Source organism: Micromonospora sp. NPDC002389, from assembly GCF_040296095.1.
GTDB lineage: Bacteria > Actinomycetota > Actinomycetes > Mycobacteriales > Micromonosporaceae > Micromonospora.
This window is the reverse complement of record NZ_JBEOWP010000001.1, coordinates 363,571-380,453: the sequence shown is the minus strand read 5'-3', so window position 1 is coordinate 380,453 and position 16,883 is coordinate 363,571. Positions and strand designations below refer to the sequence as shown.

Sequence of the window (16,883 nt, the reverse complement as noted above, 5' to 3'; positions counted from 1 at the left end):
CGTCGAGGTCGGTCGGCGTGAAGGCCGTCGGCGAGTCCGGGTCGGTCGCCGACGATGCGCCCGGAGCGGCGTCCGGGTCGCCGGCCGACAGTCCGGCCGGGTCGGTCGCGGTGGCCTCGTCCGCCGCCGAGCTGTGCCGGCTGGACCGCAGCGCGCCGACCAGGCCGAGCACACCGATCAGGATCAGCCCGCCGGCCAGGAACCAGCCCACCGGCGGCAGGACCAGGCCGAGCACCTGGGCCAGCAGCCACCAGGCGGCGAGCAGGAGGAAGAGCAGCCCGAAGGCGAACGACACCAGGTCCGTGCGATGCACCCTCACCGGGTCACCTCCATGTGTCCGGCGTTGATCTGCAGGTTGAGGCGGAGCTTGCCGCCACCGGCACCGTCCGCGCCGAGGTCGACGATCTCCGTGAGCCGGTTGTCCAGGCCGCCGGCACGCTGGCCGAAGACGTTGGCGTCACCGGCGGTGACATGCGCGTTGGCCGTCACGTCCACGTTCGGCGGAACGACCACGGTGGCCTCGCCGAAGTTGATGACCACGGTGATCTCGGTGTCCTTCTGGTCGAAGTCGACCCCGCGCAGGTCGAGCACCGCGTCGGAGAAGCTCTGCTCGTACCGCACCGCGAGCTCGCGGTGGTCGGTCGGTGCCCAGGTCACGGTGCCGTCCACCCCACGGACCCGGTCGTACGACTCGGCGACCGTGGCCACCGCCAGCGCGGCGGAGGCCACCAGACCGAGGGCGATGAGCCAGCGGGCCCGGCCGAACCAGGTGCCCACGAGCAGGCCCAGGGCGATCACGGCGAGCACCGCCGCGAAGTACGCCGACGCGCCGACGTGGAAGACGTCGAGCAGGTCGAGGATGCCCACCACACCCAGTGCGACGAAGATCAGCGAGAAGGTCACCGCACCGAGGGCGGAGCGTTCGCGGGGCTTCTTCGGTGGCTTGGGCCCGGGCGGCGGCGGTGCCGCCGGGGTCTGCCCGGCGTACGGGCCGTGCGGGGCGAACGGGGCACGGTAGGTCGGCGAGTGCGGCGGCACGGTCGGCGGCACCACCAGTGGCGTCGGAGCGCCCATGGACGGCCACGGGGGTGTCGGCGGCAGGTACCGCGTCGGCTCCTCGGTCTGCCCGGCCGCACCGGGTGCCGCTGCGGGCGGCGGCGGGGGCGCGTGGAAGGCGGCCGGCGCGGCGAACGCCGGTACGGTGCGGCCGAACCCGCCGGCCGGCGGTGGATACCCGGCCGGACCGGGATAGCTCACCGGTGGCACCGGGCCGGGTGGTCCGGCAGGTGGCGCCGGTGCCCCACCCGGACCGCCCGCCGGCTGCGGGCTGCGCTGCTGGTGACGGTTGAGCAGCAGGGCGCCGCCGACCAGGATCGCCGCGCCGAGCAGCACCGCGCGGAAGGCGTCGGTGACGATGAAGCCGAAGCTGATCGCGACCAGGATGCTGAGCACGATCACGGTCACCGGGGACATGCTGGACCGACCCCGACCGAGCATGGACTCGACCGGTGAGGCGGTGTCACCCTCGCCCGGAATGATCAACCAGGCGGCGACGTAGAGCAGGATGCCGATGCCGCCGAAGAAGCCGAGCACCGCGAGCAGCACCCGCCAGAGCACCGGGTCGGTGTTGGTGGCGCGACCGACGGCGGCACACACCCCGGCCAGGTAGCGGCCGTCGCGGGGACGGACCAACCCGTAGCGCGAGGTGAATCCGGCGCCGCCGAAGTGCGACCAGGGGCCGTCCGACGGCGGCGGCGCGCCGGTCCCCCCGGGTGGTGGGGCGGCCGACGGGCCACCGGGGTACGCCGACTCGCCGTACCCGCCTGACCCGCCCGGCCCCCCCGGCCCGGCGGGTGGTGGCGTGCCGACCGGCGGAGGCGTCGCGTCCCAGGCCGTTCCCCCCGCCGGGGGCGGTGCGGCCGAGGTGCCGGAACCGTCCGGCGCGGCGGCCGGGGTGTCGGGACCGTCCTGGACGGCCCCCGGTGGTCCGGACGCGTCCGGCGCCGGGACGTCGTGCCCCGGTGCCTTCTCCGTGGGCCCGGGCCGGTGCGGCTGAGCAGCGTCGTCGGTCATGTCTCGATACTGCTGCGCGGCGGACCCGAGCGACCTCCGGAGACGACCCTGACCCCACCCTGAGATCGGTGGGCCGGTGATGTCCGGGGCGTCCCCGTGGTCGGCCGACCACCGCGCGTGTGACGATCGGACCAGCGCCGCTGCACCGTCCTTCTCCGGCGCGAGCCGTCCTGACCAGGGAGTACGTGATCAGCACCGTCAGTGGGCCACCGCGCCTCTATCGCGCCCCGGAGCACCGGATGGCCGCCGGGGTGGCTACCGGCATCGCCGAGCACCTCGGCGTCCCGGTGCTCCGGGTCCGGGTCGCCTTCATGGTGCTGCTCGGGCTGAGCGGGCTCGGCCTGCTGCTCTATGCCGCCTTCTGGGCCGTCGTGCCGCTGCGTCCGGGAGACACCGCCGTGCCGCCCCGGCGGGAGTTCGGGCAGTTGCTGCCGTTCGTGGCGATCGGGCTCGGTGTCCTGCTGGTCCAGATGATGCTCTTCGATTCGGTGGGTGCCGCGGGCACCGCCGGCTGGCTGGTCGCGATCATCGCGGTCGGGGCCGGCGTGATCTGGCACCAGTCCACCCCCGAGCGGCGGCGGCAGTGGGGCGAGTCGCTGCCGGTGCCGTGGCTCGGCGCGGTGGTGGAGGAGAGCGACCGGCGGGCCTTCGTGCTCCGTTTCGTCGGCGGTGGGGTGCTGGTCGCCGTCGGCATCATCGGCGTCGCCGCCGTGTACTCCCCGGCGCAGAACCTCGACGCGGTGATCAACGGCGTGATCTTCGCGCTGGTCGGCCTGGCCGGTGTCGGGGTGGTGGCCGCGCCGGTGCTCTGGCGGACGTGGAACCAGCTCCGCTCCGAGCGCGAGGGACGCATCCGGGAACAGGAACGGGCCGAGCTGGCGGCCATGGTGCACGACCAGGTGCTGCACACCCTCGCGCTGATCCAGCGCAACGCCAGTGACGTGAAGGCCGTCCAGCGGCTGGCCCGGGGCCAGGAGCGCTCGCTGCGGAACTGGCTCTACAAGCCCACCGCCTCGCCCACCGAACGGTTCGCCGCCGCGTTGGAGCAGGCCGCCGCCGAGGTCGAGGACACCTTCGCGATCACCGTGGAGACGGTGGTGGTCGGTGACCGGGACACCGACGAACGGGTCGGCGCGATCGTCGCCGCGGCCCGGGAGGCGCTGGTGAACGCCGCCCGGCACGCCGGGGTGCAGACCGTCTCGCTCTATGCCGAGGTGGAACCCGACCAGGTCAGCGTCTTCGTACGGGACCGGGGGGCGGGCTTCGATCCGGATACCGTGGAGGATCACCGGCACGGTGTACGGGGCTCGATCATCGGGCGGATGAAGCGACACGGCGGCCGGGCGGAGATCCGCTCCGGGCCGGGGGAGGGGACCGAGGTGCGACTGATCCTGCCGATCAGTCGGGACTCGGCCACGGCGGAAAGGGACAGATCATGACCGAGCAGTCGACGCCAGCGGCCGAGCCGACGGGAGCCGGACCCGAGCGGCTGCGCGTGTTCCTGGTCGACGACCACGCCATGTTCCGCGCCGGGGTACGCGCCGAGCTGGGCGCGCACGTCGAGGTGGTGGGCGAGGCGAGCACGGTGTCCGAGGCGGTCAGCCGGATCGCGGCCACCGAACCGGACGTGGTGCTGCTCGACGTACACATGCCCGACGGGGGCGGTCGTGCGGTGCTGGAGGCGATGCGGCGCAGCCACCCGCAGGTGCGGTTCCTGGCGCTCAGCGTCTCCGACGCCGCCGAGGATGTGATCGGGCTGATCCGGGCCGGTGCCCGGGGCTACGTCACCAAGACCATCTCGCCGGACGAGCTGGCTGCGGCGATCCGACGGGTGGCCGACGGCGACGCCGTGTTCAGCCCCCGGCTGGCCGGGTTCGTGCTGGACGCCTTCGCGGCACGCCCCGACGCCCCGGTCGCCGACCCCGAGCTGGACCAGCTCACCAACCGCGAGCGCGAGGTGCTGCGGCTGCTGGCCCGGGGGTACGCGTACAAGGAGATCGCCCGGGAGTTGTACATCTCGATCAAGACGGTCGAGACCCACGTCTCCAACGTGTTGCGCAAGCTCCAGATGTCCAACCGCTACGAGCTGTCCCGCTGGGCCGCCGACCGCCGGTTGGTGTGAGCGGACGGGGGCTCGTCCGGGCCCTCGGGCAGACGATCACCCGAGGAACTGATTCGGTCTCCTGTCTGGAATCGGCATCGTCCTTTCGGTTAGGATTCGGGGCGACGTGGCGGGATTCACCTCAGGTTTCCTGGTCGATGCTTCGGGGTGCTCCGGCCGCGCCGGCAATCGGCCATTCGGGCGCGAAAAAGCCGTTGACGGGCAGCTCATAGCATGCCTGTCGGGCGGCGTGGACGGGGCTCCGGGTCGATGTCGAGGCCGTCCCGGGCGGGTATCGGGTTGATAACACGCCTTTCGGCTTGGGCGCATCGGGTGTCACAGTGGCAGGCACCTCACAACCCCCTCGTGAGCCGAGCGCCCTGAGGAGGCACTCCCATGCGCGGGAAATTCCTGAAGGTGGCGGTCGCGGCGACCGCCACCGCCATGTTGGCCACCGCCTGTGGCGGTGGTAGCGACAACGACAGCGAATCGAGCGGCCAGGCCGGCGGTACGTTGCGCGTCTACAACGCGGAGCCGGCGTTCCTGACGCCCTCCGGCGGTGACGACGAGCCGTCGCTGTACGTGATCCGTTCGCTCTTCCGTGGTCTGGTCAAGTACAACGCCGAGAGCGCTGCGGTCGAGATGGACCTGGCCGAGTCGGTCGACTCGGACGACCAGAAGCTCTGGACGATCAAGATCAAGGACGGCTACACCTTCGACAACGGTGAGCCGGTCAACGCCGACGCCTTCATCCGTTCCTGGAACTTCGCGGCCTACAGCCCGAACGCCCAGAACAACGGCTACTTCATGAAGCGGATCGCCGGTATCAAGGACGTCCAGTCCACCGACCCGGACGGCGACGGCCCGCAGAAGGCCCCGGAGCCGAAGGCCAAGGAGCTGTCCGGCCTGAAGAAGGTCGACGACCTGACCTTCACCGTCGAGCTGGAGGCCCCGTTCTCCGGCTTCCCGACCACGATCGGCTACCCGGGCTTCTTCCCGATGGCCGAGGCCTGCATCGCCGACATCGCGGCCTGCAACGAGAAGCCGATCGGTAACGGCCCGTACAAGATCGACGGCAGCTGGCAGCACAACGTCGCGATCAACGTGGTCCGCAGCGAGAGCTGGAAGGGCGAGCCCGGCAAGCCGGACCGCATCGAGTACCGGATCTTCGCCGACATCGACGCCGGTTACGCCGCCTTCCAGGCCGGCGAGCTGGACGTGCTGTACACCGTGCCGCCGGCCCGGTACAAGGAGGCCAAGGCCACCTACGCCGACCGGATGTACGAGCAGCCGGGTGACAGCTTCACCTACGTCGGCATGCCGCTGTACCAGGACAACTTCAAGGACAAGCGGGTCCGCCAGGCGCTCTCGCTGTCGATCGACCGCCAGTCGATCATCGACGCCGTCTTCGACGGCCGGTTCACCCCGGCCACCGGCTTCGTCGCCCCGACCTTCGAGGGTGCGCGGGAGAACGTCACGCCGTACGCCAAGAAGGACGTCGAGAAGGCCAAGCAGCTGCTCGCCGAGGCCGGCGGCTGGCCGGCCGGTGAGAAGCTGATCCTGTGGGCCAACGCCGGTGCCGGCCACGACCAGTGGCTGCAGGCGGTCGGTGACCAGATCAAGGAGGCCCTGGGTATCGACTACGAGCTGCGGGTGAACCTGCAGTTCGCCGAGTACCTGGAGACCGCCGACCAGAAGAAGTTCACCGGTGGGTTCCGCCTCGGCTGGGGTCCGGACTACCCGTTCATGGAGACCTTCCTCTACCCGCTGTACGCCACGGGCTCGGGCAGCAACAACTCGACCTACAGCAACCCCGAGTTCGACGCCGCCATGAAGGAGGGTGACTCGGCCGACTCGATCCAGGCCGCGATCCCGTCCTACCAGAAGGCGGAGGACTTCGTCGGTGAGGACCTGCCGGTCATCCCGATGTGGTTCAACAAGGTTGGTGCCCTTTACAGCGAGAACGTCGACCAGTTCGTCTGGAACTCCGTCTCGGACGCCGACTACGCAGCGATTTCGCTGAAGCAGAACTGAGCTTCAACCGCCTGATCCTGCCGTAACACGACGTGGCGGCAACGGTCTCCCCACCAGGGTGATCGTTGCCGCCACGTCAGCGCCGAGAGGAGACCCCGACATGGGGCGCTACGTCATTCGACGGTTGCTCCAGTTCATCCCCACCGTGCTGGGCACCATGTTCCTGCTCCACTACCTGACTTCACTGGCGATCCAGTTCAGCGGGAACCCGGTCCGGGCGCTGTTCGGGGACCGGACGCCGCCGCCCGCGCTGCTGGAGGCGATCACCGAGCGACTCGGCTACGGTGACCCCTGCCTCGACCAGAAGGGCAACCCCTGCTTCGGGATGTTCCTGGATCGGCTGCAGGGCATCTTCCTGAACTTCGACTTCGGCATCAACCTGCGCCAGCGTGAGGTCACCGACCTGGTGGCGGACGCCATTCCGTTCACGCTCAAGCTGCTGCTCATCGCCATCGTCTTCGAGGCGGTCGTGGGTATCGCCGCCGGTGTGCTCGCCGGTCTGCGCGGCGGCAGCTTCGCCGACTACACGGTGAAGATCAGCACGGTCTTCGTCATCTCGGTGCCGATCTTCGTGCTCGGCCTGATCGTGCGGGAGTTCGTCGGCGTCAAGTTCGGCAACGTGCTGCGCGGCCAGAGCTGGATCCCCGACGTGATCTCCACCGGCATGTTCAGTCCCGGCTTCAAACCCGACTATCCCTGGGCGAGTCTGATCATCCCGGGCATGGTGCTCGGTGCGACGTCGCTGGCGGTCACCGCCCGGCTCACCCGGACCAGCATCATGGAGAACATCCGGGCCGACTACGTCCGGACGGCGAAGGCCAAGGGCCTGACCACCAAGCGCGTCATCGGTGTGCACACGCTGCGTAACTCGCTGATCCCCGTGATCACCTTCCTGGGCGTCGACATCGGCGCTGCGATGGCCGGCGCGGTGGTCACCGAGACCATCTTCAACGTGCCGGGTATCGGCCGGCTGGTGACGATGTCCGCGCGTACCGGGGAGTCCTCGGTGGTGATCGGCGTGGTGACCATGCTGGTGCTGGTCGTCCTGATCGCCAACCTGCTGGTCGACCTCCTGTACGCCGTGCTCGACCCGAGGATCCGTTATGAGTGACCGGACCGTGGTGACGATGCCGACGCAGGATCTTCCGACCGCTCCCGGGTGCCGGTGGAGCGAAACGAGGTGTGGACATGAGTGAGCGTAGCGAGCGAATCATCAGGCTCAGTGTGTTGGTGCCTCATGGCGGCGCGCAGCGAAGCGGAGCGTCGGCATGAGTGACCTGAGTAGCGCGGGCGCCGCCGTCGGCGGGGCACCGGTGGGCGGCGACGGTCCCACGACCGATGCGCCGGTCGGTGGCAAGGAGCGCAGCGCCAGTCTCTGGGCGGACGCCCGCCGGCAGTTGCTGCGCGACCCGGTTTTCGTGATCGCCTTCCTGTACATCCTCGTGGTGGGCTCGATGGCGGCCTTCCCGAAGCTGTGGACCAGCCAGGACCCGCGGGCCTGCAACACCGACCGGTCCCGGATCTCGCCCAGTTGGGAGCACCCGTTCGGGTACGACATCCTGGGCTGCGACTACTACTCGCACGCGATCTACGGCGCACGGCCGTCGATGGTCATCGCGGTCATGGCGACCGGTGGCATCGTGCTGGTCGGCGGCGTACTCGGCCTGCTCGCCGGCTACTACGGCGGCTGGGTCGACGCGATCATCTCCCGGGTGATGGACATCGTCCTGTCGCTGCCGTTCCTGCTCGGCGCGATCGTGTTCCTCACGGTCATCAAGCGGCAGAACATCTGGACGCTGACCCTCGTGCTGTTCCTGCTCGCCTGGCCGACCATCGCCCGGATCACCCGAGGCAGCGTCATCTCCTCGAAGGACCTGGACTACGTACACGCGGCCAAGGCGGTCGGTGCCCGCAACTCGCGGCTGATGTTCCGGCACATCCTGCCGAACGCGATCGCCCCGATGCTGGTGTACGCCACCATCGTGCTCGGTTCGTTCGTCGCCGCGGAGGCCACGCTGACCTTCCTCGGTGTCGGGCTCCAGCCGCCGGCGCAGTCGTGGGGCATCATGATCTCGGTGCACCAGGTCTACTTCCTGGAGGACCCGTGGCTGCTGCTCTTCCCCTGTGGTCTGCTGGTCGGCACGGTGCTGTCCTTCATCCTGATGGGTGACGCACTGCGTGACGCCCTCGACCCGAAGTTCCGGTGATTCCGAATGAGTGAGCCGAGCGGAGTGTCGGCATGAGCAGTGATGTGAACGTCAAACTGGACGCGCTGCCGGGCCTCGACCCGAACGCGTTGCCACTTCAGGTCAAGAACCTGCAGGTGGAGTTCCGTACCCGTAACGGCGTGGCGCGCGCGGTCAACGGGGTGAGCTTCGACGTGCGGGCCGGCGAGACCCGAGCGATCCTCGGTGAGTCGGGCTGCGGCAAGAGCGTGACCGCTCAGGCGATCATGGGCATCCTGGACAGCCCGCCCGGGTTCATCACCGGTGGGGAGATCCTGTACCGGGGTGTCGACCTGCTCAAGCTGCCGGAGTCCGAGCGCCGTAAGGTGCGCGCGAACCGGATCGCGATGATCTTCCAGGACGCGCTCTCCGCGCTGAACCCGGTATTCACCGTCGGGTTCCAGCTCGCTGAGCTGTTCCGCAAGCACCGGGGCATGTCCCGCCAGGCCGCCAAGGCCCGGGCTGTCGAACTGCTCGACCTGGTCAAGATCCCGGCGGCGCAGCAGCGGGTGAACGACTACCCGCACCAGTTCTCCGGTGGTATGCGGCAGCGCGTGATGATCGCGATGGCGCTGGCGCTCGACCCCGAGGTGCTGATCGCGGACGAGCCGACCACCGCGCTGGACGTGACCGTGCAGGCCCAGATCATGGCCCTGCTCGCCGAGCTCCAGCGGGAACGGAACATGGCGCTGGTGCTGATCACCCACGACATGGGTGTGGTGGCCGACGTGGCGGACCGGATCTCCGTCATGTACGCCGGTCGGGTCATCGAGGAAGCCGGCGTGAACGACATCTACGCCAGCCCGGCCCACCCGTACACCAAGGGTCTGTTGGAGTCGATCCCGCGACTGGACCTCAAGGGCCAGGAGCTCAGCGCCATCAAGGGTCTGCCCCCGGCGCTGACCAACATCCCGCGCGGATGCGCCTTCAACCCCCGGTGCCGGTACACCCAGGACGTCTGCAAGCAGGACCCGGCGCCGCCGCTGTACCAGGTGTCGCCGAGCCGGACGGCTGCGTGCCACTTCTGGAAGGAGGTCAAGGGCGATGAGTGACGTGGTGTTGGAGACCCGCGACCTGGTCAAGCACTTCCCGCTCACCCGGGGCATCGTCTTCAAGAAGCAGATCGGCGCGGTCCGCGCGGTCGACGGGATCAACCTGGAGCTGCGGCGCGGCGAGACCCTCGGCATCGTGGGCGAGTCCGGTTGCGGCAAGTCGACGTTGGCCCGGCTGCTCGTCGGTCTGGAGACGCCGACCTCCGGTGACCTGTTCGTGCAGGGCAAGAACATGGCCAAGGTCGGTGCCGAGGCACGGCGTCGGGGCCGGCGGAACATCCAGCTGGTGATGCAGGACCCGTACACCTCGCTGAACCCGCGAATGACCGTCGGCGACATCATCGGCGAGCCGTTCGAGGTGCACCCGGACGTGGTGCCGAAGGGCCAGCGCCGGCCCAAGGTGCAGGAGCTGCTGGAGCTGGTCGGTCTGAACCCCGACCACATCAACCGCTATCCGCACCAGTTCTCCGGCGGCCAGCGGCAGCGTATCGGCATCGCCCGGGCGCTGGCGCTCAACCCGGAGATCATCCTCTGCGACGAGCCGGTCTCGGCGCTGGACGTCTCCATCCAGGCACAGGTGATCAACCTGCTGGAAAAGCTCCAGAACGAGCTGGGTCTGTCGTACATCTTCATCGCCCACGACCTGTCCGTGGTGCGGCACATCGCCGACCGGGTCGCGGTGATGTACCTCGGCAAGATCGTCGAGATCGGCACCGAGGACCAGATCTACGAGACGCCCACGCATCCGTACACCCAGGCGCTGCTGTCGGCGGTGCCGGTGCCGGACCCGAAGCTGCGTGGGCACCGTGACCAGATCGTCCTGACCGGCGACGTGCCGTCGCCGGCCAACCCGCCGTCCGGCTGCCGGTTCCGCACCCGCTGCTGGAAGGCCCAGGACGTCTGCGCGGAAGAGGAGCCACTGCTGCAGATCAGGGACAAGTCCGGCCACCCGAGCGCCTGCCACTTCGCCGAGGTACGCGACGTGGTGCACGCGACGGAGTAGCCACGCAGACGCCGTCGTGGCCGGTCATCCAAACCGGGAGCGGCGGTGAAGGTAGTGCCTCCTCAGTGATTCGGGGCGTCGGCCGTCACCAGCGGCCGGCGCCCCGGTCCGCGTCCAAGCCGCCGTGCCCGGACTGCCTTGGCGCCGGACGGCCGGGATCCCCGGTGTGCCACTCCGATCGACCCGCCCGGGTCAGAGCGGGCCGCGACCGGCCCGCAGCAGCAGCAGCGCCAACTGGGTGCCGTCGGCGCCGAGGGCGACCCGGAAGCGCTCCAGGATCTCCTGTTCCCGGGAGAGCACCAGCCGGGTGCCGCCGGAGGCCATCCGGGTCGCGCCGACCTCGCGGGACAGGGCGGCCCGCTCCTGCCACAGCTCGACGATCGTGCGGTCGATCTCGTCGATCCGTACCCGGATCTCGGCGATGCGGGCGGCGGCGCCCGGTTCCGCGGTCCCGGTGCCCGGGGTGTCCGCGCCGGGGCTGGTGCTGCCCTCCGCGCCGGTGCCGTTCGGGGCCGTGCCGGACTCGCCTGAGACGCCGTTCTGCTCCATCACGTCTGTCATCTTCGGGTACCTCTCACGGTGTGGTGCCCGGTGCCCGGATCCCGGGACGACAAAAGCCCCGGACTCCGAGAGCCCGGGGCTTTTCGTAGGTCTTGTCGATCAGGCGCGACCTACGGCTGCCGGACTCCCGGGGCCGTAGTAAAAGTAGAAGCGCTGGTCGAACACGCCGTCGAGTATGCCCGCAGCAGCCGTCGCCGCGCAAGGAAACCGGTTAGGAAGGGACCCTTCCTATGCACGAGGCGTTAGTAGGGGGCCCTTCCTTACACCGGGCGGCGGCGTGGGGCGGGGATGTCGGGGCGGCGGCATAGACTCGCCCTGCGATGCATCCTCTCTTCGACATCCCCGCGTCCCCGTCCGCGCCCGAGCCCGACCGGGCGCTGCCGCCGCGCCGGCCGGCTTCCGGCCGCCTCGACCCGTCCGAGTTGGTGGAGGGCCTCAACGGCCCCCAGCGGGACGCGGTCACCCATGCCGGCTCACCGCTGTTGATCGTCGCCGGTGCCGGTTCCGGCAAGACCCGGGTCCTGACCCACCGGATCGCGTACCTGCTCGCCGCGCGGGACGTGCACCCCGGCGAGATCATCGCGATCACCTTCACCAACAAGGCCGCCGGTGAGATGAAGGAACGGGTGGCCGCCCTGGTCGGTCCGCGAGCGCGGCTGATGTGGGTCTCCACGTTCCACTCCGCCTGCGTACGGATCCTGCGCGCCGAGCACGAGCACGCCGGGCTCAAGTCGACCTTCTCGATCTACGACGCGGACGACTCCCGCCGGTTGATGCAGATGGTCACCCGCGAGCTCGACCTGGACCCGAAGCGCTACCCGGCGCGGGGTCTGGCGGCCCAGGTCTCCAATCTCAAGAACGAGCTGGTCGATCCGGAGACCTTCGCCGACCGGGCGTCGGGGCCGAACGAGCGGGCGCTGGCCGAGGCGTACACGCTGTACCAGCGACGGCTGCGCGAGGCGCACGCGCTGGACTTCGACGATCTGATCATGACGACGGTGCACCTGCTCCAGTCGCACCCGCACGTCGCCGAGACCTATCGCCGCCGGTTCCGGCACGTGCTGGTCGACGAGTACCAGGACACCAACCACGCGCAGTACGTGCTGATCAAGGAGTTGGTCTCCGGCACGGAGGGGCTGGCGCCGGCGGAGCTGTGCGTGGTCGGTGACGCGGACCAGTCGATCTACGCCTTCCGGGGCGCGACGATCCGCAACATCCTGGAGTTCGAACGCGACTTCGGCGACGCCCGCACCATCCTGCTGGAGCAGAACTACCGCTCCACCCAGACCATTCTGAACGCGGCCAACGCGGTGATCGACCGCAACACCTCGCGCAAGCCGAAGCGGCTGTGGAGCGACGCCGGGGCGGGCGAGCAGATCGTCGGGTACGTCGCCGACACCGAGCACGCCGAGGCCGACTGGGTGGGTCGGGAGATCGACCGGCTGGTCGACGCCGACGAGACCCGGCCGGGCGACGTGGCGGTCTTCTACCGCACCAACGCGCAGTCCCGCGTCTTCGAGGAGGTGTTCATCCGGGTCGGCCTGCCGTACAAGGTCGTCGGCGGGGTGCGCTTCTACGAGCGCAAGGAGGTCCGCGACGCGTTGGCCTACCTGCGCGCGGTGGTCAACGACGACGACACGGTGAGTCTGCGCCGGATCCTGAACACGCCCCGGCGGGGCATCGGTGACCGGGCCGAGGCGTGCGTGGAGGCACTGTCCAGCCGGGACCGCATCTCCTTCGGTGCCGCGTTGCGCCGGGCCAAGGACGCGCCGGGCATCTCCACCCGCGCGGCCAACGGCATCGCCGACTTCGTCGCGCTGCTCGACTCCGCCCGGGAGGTGGCCGTCGACGGCACCCCCGAGGAGGTGCTGGAGGCGGTGCTGACCCGCTCGGGCTACCTGACCGAGTTGGAGGAGAGCCTGGACCCGCAGGACGCGGGCCGGGTGGACAACCTCCAGGAACTGGTCAGTGTGGCCCGGGAGTACACCGAACGGATCGAGGCGACCGGCGCGGAGGGGGAGCGGGCAACGCTGGCCGGTTTCCTGGAGCAGGTGGCCCTGGTGGCCGACGCTGACCAGATCCCCGCCGACGATCCCGAGCACCAGGGCGTGGTCACGCTGATGACCCTGCACACCGCCAAGGGGCTGGAGTTCCCGGTGGTCTTCCTGACCGGCCTGGAGGACGGCGTCTTCCCGCACCTGCGCTCGCTGGGCGACACCCGGGAGCTGGAGGAGGAACGGCGGCTGGCGTACGTGGGCATCACCCGGGCCCGGCAGCGCCTCTACCTGTCCCGGGCGGTGACCCGGTCGGCGTGGGGGCAGCCGGCGTACAACCCGCCGTCGCGGTTCCTGGAGGAGTTGCCGACCGAGCTGGTCCGCTGGGAGCGCACCGAGGGGTCGTACACCTCCTGGGGCGGCGGTGGCGGCGGCGTGGGCGGTCGCGCGGACCGGGTGGGCGGCAGCTTCACCGGCGGTACGCCCCGCGCGGTCCAGTTGGCCCGCAAGCTCGGCGTGGACGGCAGTCGGCTGGCCACCGCGAGCGAGCTGCCGCAGGGCCCCAAGGTCTCCGCCGGGGACCGGGTCAACCACCAGCGGTACGGACTCGGTCGGGTGGTGACGGTGGAGGGCCACGGTCCGGGTGCCCGCGCACAGATCGACTTCGGCGACCAGACGTTGTGGCTGGTGCTGCGGCACGCCCCGATCGAGAAGATCTGACGGGTCGGCGCACCGGCCCGGGGTGGGCCGGTGCGCCGGACGCTGGGCGTCAGGTCAGCACGCCACGTCGATGCCGCGTGCGCGCAGGAACGGCGCCGGGTCGATCTGGTTCCACATCTGACCCTGGTGCACCTCGAAGTGCAGGTGCGGCCCGGTGGAGTCGCCGGTGGAGCCCTCCAGACCGATGGTCTGCCCGGTGCTGACCTTCTCGCCCACGCTCACCCGGGTGGTGCTCAGGTGGGCGTAGTGGGTGAGGTAGCCGTTGCCGTGGTCGATGACGACCGAGATGCCGTATCCGTCACCGACGTCGCCGGCCTTCGTGACGGTGCCTTTGGAGGCGGCCCGCACCGGTGTGCCGGCGGGCAGCGCGAAGTCGATACCGGCGTGCAGCGTGCCCCAGCGGGGGCCGTAGCACGAGGTGATGGCGGCGCCGGCCATCGGGATGACCCAGTCGGGCTTCGGTGCCGCGCTCGTGGTGGTCTTCGTGGCGGCCTTGCTGGCCTTGGTCGCCGTCGGACGGGGTTTCGCGGTCGGGCTCGCGCTGGGTGTCGTGGACGGACTGGCCGTCGGGGTCGGCGTCGGGCTCTCCGGGGCGGCCGACTCGCGGGCCGAGCGGTCGGCGCGGTCGGCGGCCTCCGCCCGGGCGGCGGCTTCGGCGCTGGCCTGCGCGTCGAGTGAGACGGGGCTCGGGGTCGGGCTGTCGTCGAGATTGGTCACGACGACGCCACCGAGTCCGAGTCCCAGTACGGCGACCGCGCCGACGGCCAGCCGACGGCCGCGCCGGCCGATCCGGCGGCGGTGCCGGGCGGGGGCGTGGGGGAGTTCGGGGTTCGGGGTGGAGCTGTCGTCCTGCACGGGGCGGACCTCACTGGATCGAGGGGTACGTGACCTGGAAATCCTGGTGTCGGCCGGGTGCGCGTCGGGTACCGGGGGTTCGGTGGGGCAACGATGGCGGCGGGGCCGCTGCCCGGTTCTGTCCTCGGTTGTCGTCGGGTGACCGGGTCGCGGGGTCGGGCGTGGTGTGCGCTCGGCCACAATGCGGACTGTGTCCTGGGACACTTTCTGATATGCGCGCACACAGGAAACCGCCCGGATCGATCGATCCGGGCGGTTAACGGGTGCAACGGGGTGTCAGGACTCCGCTACCTCGCTGTAAATTGCCTCGACTTGCAGCTTGATGTCCACTCCGCGCTCCTGGAGCCAGGGCACCGGGTCGAGCGGCTTGCCCTTGACATGGATCTCCAGGTGCAGGTGGACCCCGTAGGAGTGTCCGGTGTTGCCGACCAGACCGAGCTGGTCGCCGGCCTTGACCTGCTGGCCCTCGCGGACGCTGACGGCCGAGGAGTGGCCGTAGATCGCTTCGCTGCCGTCGGGGTGCTGCACGATCACGGCGTTGCCGTACCCGCCGAACCAGCCGGCCTTGGTGACGGTGCCCTCGTGGATCGAGACGTACGGGGTGCCCTCCGGCGCGACCAGGTCGATGCCGGTGTGCAGCTTGCCCCACCGCATGCCGTAGGGGGAGTTGAAGTCGTAGCCCTGCAGTGGCAGCAGCCAGACGCCGGAGTCCTCGACGGTCTCCGGAGCGCTCCGGCTGTCCCGGGAGGACCGCTCGGCGGCGTCGGCGCGCTCGGCAGCACCCTGGCTGCTGACCGCTGCCTGCTTCAGCTCGTCGAGAACCGACTGTTCGACGCTCTTGGCGTCCGGCAGTGCGCCGGCGCCCAGTGCCACCACACCGGCACCGACGAAGGCGGTGGTGACGACTGCGGCGTAGCGGCTACGCGGGGGGGTGGGTACGCGGCGGCGACCGCGATATCGATCGGGCTCAGACGACAGGCGCTGGCGCACGCACACCCTCCGTTGTCGGGGTTCCGAGGCGTTCGGCCGCCGTCCGGATCAGTGATCCGTCCGCCGGCTGGTCGCGTCGTCACCCGTCCGCAAACCTGATGACAACCGTGGACACGGTAGCCAACCGTCAGTCGCCCCACAAGCCGGAGCGCCGAACTCGTTGGACCTTTCTGTCCCTTTCCGTCCATTAATGTCATGGCTCGCGGCACTGGAGGGCCGCCCTCGTTATCGTCCGTTCGTCGCACACCGTGACCGATCGGCGGAGTCGTCCTCCTTGACCCGGACCGGGTTGGTCATGCCTCTGTGTGAGGTCGTCGTGGCGGCGGGTCCGCCCCCGGGTCCCGGCCCCGGTTCCCCGAGTTCGGTGGCGCGGGTTACCGTTCGTTCAGGTGAAAGCCCCGGAGCCGGTGAAAGGGATGCGCAGATGAGCTCTCGTGTTCGGGTCGTCGTCGCCAAGCCGGGCCTGGACGGCCACGACCGTGGGGCCAAGGTGGTGGCCCGTGCTCTCCGGGACGCCGGCATGGAGGTCATCTACACCGGCCTGCACCAGACGCCGGAGCAGATCGTGGAGACCGCGATCCAGGAGGACGCCGACGCGGTCGGCCTCTCCGTGCTCTCCGGCGCGCACATGACACTGTTCCGCCGGGTGCTCGAACTGCTGGGCGAGCGCGACGCCCGGGACATCGTGGTCTTCGGCGGGGGCATCATCCCGGACGCCGACATCCCGGAGCTGGAGCAGCTCGGCGTGGCCAAGATCTTCACGCCGGGCGCGACCACCCAGTCCATCGTGGAGTGGGTCCGCAGCAACGTCGCCCAACCGGTGAGCTGAGCCCGACACGCGCGGACCCAATGGGCGCGCACGGGGATCGACGCGGCAAAGGCGCGCAAGGGGAGGGGCCGGACGCACCCCTCACACGTCCGGCCCCTCTATGCACGATGCCCCGCCGCCACCCCTCGACCGACAGGGCATCGGCCGCTTGCGTCCTCGCGCCGTTCAGCGCTCCGACATCTGACTCAACGAGGCCCTGCCGACCGGGTTACGGACCGGCACCGGGTTCCCTGCCCGGCCCGTCGAGATCGCTCGAACGGGTGACACCGGAGCGGCCGCTGCGGCGCGGTGCACGCCGGTGACGCAGCGTCGGTGGTGGCTGTGGATTACCGCACACCCCGCACCCGCTCGGTTGCCGCCCGTGCCGACATCGTTAGGCTGCGCCCAATGAACCCCGCACCACCTCTGCCCACGGTCCGCAGGATCCACGGGGCGGGCGCGGTGCG

At 70.2% G+C, this 16,883-nt stretch carries 13 protein-coding genes and 1 pseudogene; 9 read left to right on the top strand and 5 right to left on the bottom strand.

Going from position 1 to position 16,883, the window contains the following annotated elements:
- Nucleotides 1-136: 136 nt before the first annotated feature.
- Both ABT008_RS01715 and ABT008_RS01710 read right to left on the bottom strand, forming a co-directional pair.
- A pseudogene (locus ABT008_RS01715) lies at nt 137-319 on the bottom strand (hypothetical protein); the annotation flags it as partial.
- Nucleotides 316-2,073 carry a PspC domain-containing protein gene (locus ABT008_RS01710; protein WP_350692754.1) on the bottom strand — a complete coding sequence of 586 codons (1,758 nt, stop codon included), beginning with the start codon at nt 2,071-2,073 and terminating at the stop codon, nt 316-318. The gene ABT008_RS01710 and the pseudogene ABT008_RS01715, both read right to left, overlap by 4 nt.
- A 170-nt stretch (nt 2,074-2,243) precedes the next feature.
- Between ABT008_RS01710 and ABT008_RS01705 the strand changes: the two genes are divergently transcribed.
- From ABT008_RS01705 to ABT008_RS01675, 7 genes are all read left to right on the top strand, one after another.
- A complete protein-coding gene (locus ABT008_RS01705; RefSeq protein ID WP_350693169.1) occupies nt 2,244-3,512 on the top strand; it encodes a PspC domain-containing protein in 1,269 nt (422 codons plus the stop codon).
- Complete coding sequence (locus ABT008_RS01700) at nt 3,509-4,195, top strand: response regulator (protein WP_350692752.1); 687 nt, start codon at nt 3,509-3,511, stop codon at nt 4,193-4,195. Before ABT008_RS01705 ends, ABT008_RS01700 begins: the two co-directional genes overlap by 4 nt.
- 375 nt (nt 4,196-4,570) lie before the next feature.
- A complete protein-coding gene (locus tag ABT008_RS01695; protein ID WP_350692750.1) occupies nt 4,571-6,208 on the top strand; it encodes a peptide ABC transporter substrate-binding protein in 1,638 nt (545 codons plus the stop codon).
- A 100-nt stretch (nt 6,209-6,308) separates the two neighbouring features.
- A complete protein-coding gene (locus ABT008_RS01690; protein WP_131053632.1) occupies nt 6,309-7,319 on the top strand; it encodes an ABC transporter permease in 1,011 nt (336 codons plus the stop codon).
- A 157-nt stretch (nt 7,320-7,476) separates the two neighbouring features.
- Nucleotides 7,477-8,415 (top strand): ABC transporter permease, encoded by a 939-nt coding sequence (locus ABT008_RS01685; RefSeq protein ID WP_350692748.1) that lies wholly within the window; start codon nt 7,477-7,479, stop codon nt 8,413-8,415.
- A 32-nt stretch (nt 8,416-8,447) separates the two neighbouring features.
- Nucleotides 8,448-9,485, top strand: coding sequence for an ABC transporter ATP-binding protein (locus ABT008_RS01680; RefSeq protein ID WP_350692746.1), 1,038 nt, complete (start codon nt 8,448-8,450; stop codon nt 9,483-9,485).
- Nucleotides 9,478-10,488, top strand: a complete 1,011-nt coding sequence (locus ABT008_RS01675) for an ABC transporter ATP-binding protein (protein ID WP_350692744.1) — start codon at nt 9,478-9,480, stop codon at nt 10,486-10,488. Before ABT008_RS01680 ends, ABT008_RS01675 begins: the two co-directional genes overlap by 8 nt.
- 192 nt (nt 10,489-10,680) lie before the next feature.
- Here the strand turns inward: ABT008_RS01675 and ABT008_RS01670 are convergent, their stop codons facing one another.
- Nucleotides 10,681-11,049 carry a chorismate mutase gene (locus ABT008_RS01670; RefSeq protein WP_350692742.1) on the bottom strand — a complete coding sequence of 123 codons (369 nt, stop codon included), beginning with the start codon at nt 11,047-11,049 and terminating at the stop codon, nt 10,681-10,683.
- Between the two features lie 320 nt (nt 11,050-11,369).
- On the opposite strand from ABT008_RS01670, the gene pcrA reads away from it, so the two are divergent.
- Nucleotides 11,370-13,763, top strand: coding sequence for a DNA helicase PcrA (pcrA, locus tag ABT008_RS01665; RefSeq protein ID WP_350692740.1), 2,394 nt, complete (start codon nt 11,370-11,372; stop codon nt 13,761-13,763).
- Nucleotides 13,764-13,817: 54 nt separating this feature from the next.
- Here pcrA and ABT008_RS01660 read toward each other — a convergent pair whose 3' ends face one another.
- Together ABT008_RS01660 and ABT008_RS01655 are read right to left on the bottom strand one after the other, a co-directional pair.
- Nucleotides 13,818-14,618 carry a M23 family metallopeptidase gene (locus ABT008_RS01660; protein WP_350692738.1) on the bottom strand — a complete coding sequence of 267 codons (801 nt, stop codon included), beginning with the start codon at nt 14,616-14,618 and terminating at the stop codon, nt 13,818-13,820.
- Nucleotides 14,619-14,894: 276 nt separating this feature from the next.
- Entirely contained in the window at nt 14,895-15,608 is a 714-nt protein-coding gene (locus tag ABT008_RS01655) for a M23 family metallopeptidase (protein WP_350692736.1), read from the bottom strand.
- 424 nt (nt 15,609-16,032) lie between these two features.
- Between ABT008_RS01655 and icmB the strand changes: the two genes are divergently transcribed.
- Nucleotides 16,033-16,437 carry a coenzyme B12-dependent isobutyryl CoA mutase small subunit gene (icmB, locus tag ABT008_RS01650; RefSeq protein WP_350692734.1) on the top strand — a complete coding sequence of 135 codons (405 nt, stop codon included), beginning with the start codon at nt 16,033-16,035 and terminating at the stop codon, nt 16,435-16,437.
- The last annotated feature ends 446 nt before the right edge of the window (nt 16,438-16,883 follow it).

Bases quoted from the DNA above. Each gene is read 5' to 3' on its own strand.
- ABT008_RS01700 (WP_350692752.1), top strand. From the start codon at position 3,509: ATGACCGAGCAGTCGACGCCAGCGGCCGAGCCGACGGGAGCCGGACCC.
- ABT008_RS01670 (WP_350692742.1), bottom strand. From the start codon at position 11,049: ATGACAGACGTGATGGAGCAGAACGGCGTCTCAGGCGAGTCCGGCACG.
- ABT008_RS01690 (WP_131053632.1), top strand. From the start codon at position 6,309: ATGGGGCGCTACGTCATTCGACGGTTGCTCCAGTTCATCCCCACCGTG.
- ABT008_RS01710 (WP_350692754.1), bottom strand. From the start codon at position 2,073: ATGACCGACGACGCTGCTCAGCCGCACCGGCCCGGGCCCACGGAGAAG.
- pcrA (WP_350692740.1), top strand. From the start codon at position 11,370: ATGCATCCTCTCTTCGACATCCCCGCGTCCCCGTCCGCGCCCGAGCCC.
- icmB (WP_350692734.1), top strand. From the start codon at position 16,033: ATGAGCTCTCGTGTTCGGGTCGTCGTCGCCAAGCCGGGCCTGGACGGC.
- ABT008_RS01695 (WP_350692750.1), top strand. From the start codon at position 4,571: ATGCGCGGGAAATTCCTGAAGGTGGCGGTCGCGGCGACCGCCACCGCC.
- ABT008_RS01680 (WP_350692746.1), top strand. From the start codon at position 8,448: ATGAGCAGTGATGTGAACGTCAAACTGGACGCGCTGCCGGGCCTCGAC.
- ABT008_RS01685 (WP_350692748.1), top strand. From the start codon at position 7,477: ATGAGTGACCTGAGTAGCGCGGGCGCCGCCGTCGGCGGGGCACCGGTG.
- ABT008_RS01675 (WP_350692744.1), top strand. From the start codon at position 9,478: ATGAGTGACGTGGTGTTGGAGACCCGCGACCTGGTCAAGCACTTCCCG.